Source organism: uncultured Dialister sp. (assembly GCF_900541605.1).
In the GTDB taxonomy this organism is placed as follows: Bacteria; Bacillota; Negativicutes; order Veillonellales; family Dialisteraceae; genus Dialister.
Genome location: NZ_UQKJ01000184.1, coordinates 1 through 2,920, shown reverse-complemented (window position 1 = coordinate 2,920; position 2,920 = coordinate 1). Strand labels below are relative to the sequence as shown.

At 56.7% G+C, this 2,920-nt stretch carries 2 protein-coding genes and 1 tRNA gene; all 3 read right to left on the bottom strand.

The genetic code is table 11. The features are described from left to right. Window positions 1–71: 71 nt before the first annotated feature. The 3 genes from QZR21_RS08845 to QZR21_RS08835 all read right to left on the bottom strand — a co-directional run bounded on the left by QZR21_RS08845 (window position 72) and on the right by QZR21_RS08835 (window position 2,775). Complete coding sequence (locus QZR21_RS08845; RefSeq protein WP_296975007.1) at window positions 72–1,352, bottom strand: DUF445 family protein; 1,281 nt, start codon at window positions 1,350–1,352, stop codon at window positions 72–74. Further along, complete coding sequence (locus QZR21_RS08840; RefSeq protein ID WP_296100142.1) at window positions 1,349–2,575, bottom strand: DUF445 family protein; 1,227 nt, start codon at window positions 2,573–2,575, stop codon at window positions 1,349–1,351. Before QZR21_RS08840 ends, QZR21_RS08845 begins: the two co-directional genes overlap by 4 nt. Before the next feature lie 110 nt (window positions 2,576–2,685). Next, window positions 2,686–2,775 (bottom strand) — tRNA-Ser (locus QZR21_RS08835). Between the last annotated feature and the right edge of the window lie 145 nt (window positions 2,776–2,920).

Sequence of the window (2,920 nt, the reverse complement as noted above, 5' to 3'; positions counted from 1 at the left end):
CGTGCGAGTGACTCTACCCGTCAACACCGAATACCAACAGCTCGACAAACTGAAACAGGCAATACCATCCATCAGAATAATCCCCTCACCAGCGGGATCCAGAGGAACGTGAGGAAGAGGTAAAATGCGCAGCCTCCAAGGAGACCTACGATAGCGCCGTTGATACGGATGCCCTCCAGCTCATGGTGCACCTTGGACTCCACGAATTCATTGAGTTCCGTATCACTGAACCGCCGCAGTACATCCAGGATGGTGGCAGAAAGGAAGCCCTGTTCATAGGACACCAGCTCCGTAAGCAGTCCCCGTGCGAAGGTGTCCACCCGATTCTTGAGAGTTCCATTTCCTTTCATGGACAGGAATCCCCGATGGATGGCGGACTGTATCTTTGGCACCAGCCTTTGGGAGAAACGGTCTCCCCGGCCCCATTCGGCGAAGAATGTCTCCGCCCCTTCCCCGATTTTTTCTTCCACCGGGAATCCTTCAAAGAGGGCCCTGCCGAAAGCGGCCAGAGCTTTCTCCGTGGTTTCCTCTTCCAGGAAGGCCCGGACCATGCTGTCCCAGCGGCGAAGGAGCTGGCGGCGGAAGGGGTTGTCCCTGTCCTGCCAAGTCTTCATTTCCTCCAGCAGTGCCTCCACCGCCGCATTGGTAAGGGCCTCATAATCGATGGCTCCCGTTTTCCGTCCGATCCAGTAGCCGATACTTCCCAGAAATCCTTTTTCCTCACTGTCCCCCTTCTCCTTCATATAGCCGGCGATCTGCCTTTTCGTTTCCGGCCGGGACAGGCGGTCCTGTGCTGCCACGAGCAGCCGGTCCAGCCATTCTTCCCGGTACATTTCCATAAGGATCCGTTCCCTGCCGTAGGCGCAGAAGGCGGATATCCTCTTTTCCGCCTCCCTCCGGGCCCAGGCCCCCGCTTCATCCTGGTGATTCTCTACAAAGTCCACCAGGAAGCGGGCCACCTTTTCCGCCAACTTTCGTTCCATCTCCTCCGGCCGACCCTCTCTGCCCGAAAGCCACCGATAGGCCATATCCGTCACCGAAAGGGTCTCTATCTTCTTCAGCAGGTTTTCCCGGGCCAGGAGCGTATTGTTCACGTCTTTCATTTTTCCGATGATCCGCTCCCGGTTCGCCGGGATAATGGGCCGGTAGGGCAGGTGGAACCGTCGCCGGAGCAGGGCTTCCACGGCGATGAAATCAGCCACGCAGCCGATGAAGCAGGACTGTACCAGGAAATAGAGGATGGAGAACCACCGCTCCCCCTGCCAGGGTCCCGCAAAGGACAGAACCAGTACGCAAAGGAAGAGGAGCAAAGAAACCGCCAGAATGCGGTTGGCTGTCTTGTATCGTTTCATAGGGCACCTCCCGCCGCTGTGGCCGCATAGAAAAGGAGCCCCAGCACGGCGCCAAAGAGGGACCCGTTAATGCGGATCATGGCCACATCTTCCCCGGCTCCCTCTTCCGCCAGTTTCGCCATGGCTCTTCCGTCGTAGTGGTCCAGCTTCTTTTCGACCACCTTCCCCACCAGGTCATGGAGCTCCCCCACATGGGGAAGGATAAGGTGGAGAAGAAAGGCATCGAAGGTCCTCCGCTTTTTTTCATCCTGGAGCATGGCATCCGCCAGGGCCAGCACCCCATCTGCCGCATAGGCCGCCAGTTCCTCCTGTTTCCCGTTCCAGAGACTGTCAAAGAGGGCCTTTCCCCTGCCGTCAAGGCTCTTTTCGACCTGCGCCGCCACGAAGCGGTTCAGCCGCTCCTTCCACAGGGTATCGGCCTCCAGTTTTTCCGCGATTTCATCGTATTTTCCCCCGATGGCCCGGCAAGCATCACTTTCACGATCCGTCAGCATGTCGGCAAGGGAGATGATTTTCCCGCGTACCAGGGCCACCATTTCCTCTTCCCTGTCCTTCATCACATTTTTGAAAATCCGGTGGAAATTAAACCAACCGGTCTCTTCATATTTCTCCCAGGCCGAGAGGTAAATCCGGCGCACCTCTTCCAGGGTGAATTCATCCTGCAGGAAGGAGCGGACCTCCGAAGAAAGGACCGCCAGCAATTCATCCCGGCCTTCGTAGCTCCGGAAGGATTTCATGACCGATGAAAGATAGCCCGCCCAGTCCAGGTTCTCCGCCAGACGGGACAGGTTTCCGCCGGTCACCTGCCAGAGCCATCCCTTATCCACCGCCGACAGGGTAACCATGGCAGCGTCCACCAGGATTTTCCGGACCCCATCCCGGTTTTTACCCAGCCATCTCTCCACCACGGAAGAAGCGGTGTGCTCCACAAGAAGGGCCTTCATCCGCCGCTCCGTCAGGAGTTCTTCCATCACCATGTCTCTGGCCATGGCCACGATCTTGTCTCGGCTCCGGGCAATAAGGTCCGTCCGATAAGGGATACCAAAGGGCCTGCGGAAAAGTGAGGTCACCCCGAACCAGTCCGCAAAGCCTGCCACCGTAGCCGCGAAGGACACGTGAAAAAGCCCTCCCCAGAGAGGGCTCATATCCATAAAAGGCGCTGATCCCAGCGCCGCTGCTGCCGAAATGGCCAGGATGCCATCTGCCAGGGTCTTCTTCTTCATGGTCCTCCACCTTTCTGCATAGGGTCTTCCTATCTATTATACCTTATATAGTGATAGTCATGGCTCCGGGCAAAATAAAAAAGCGCCGAATTACATTCGACGCTTTCATGTGGCGGAGCGAGGGAGATTCGAACTCCCGCACCGGAAACCGGTCTAACGATTTAGCAAACCGTCCTCTTCAGCCACTTGAGTATCGCTCCACATAGCTGACTTAGATAAGTTTACACTATGGGGAGCCCTGTTGTCAAGAGGAGGGATAGGGGCATTTTGCGATATTTCAGTTTATCTAGCTGTTGGTATTCGGTGTTGACGGGTAGAGTCACTCGCACGGGGCTTCTAGCGGCT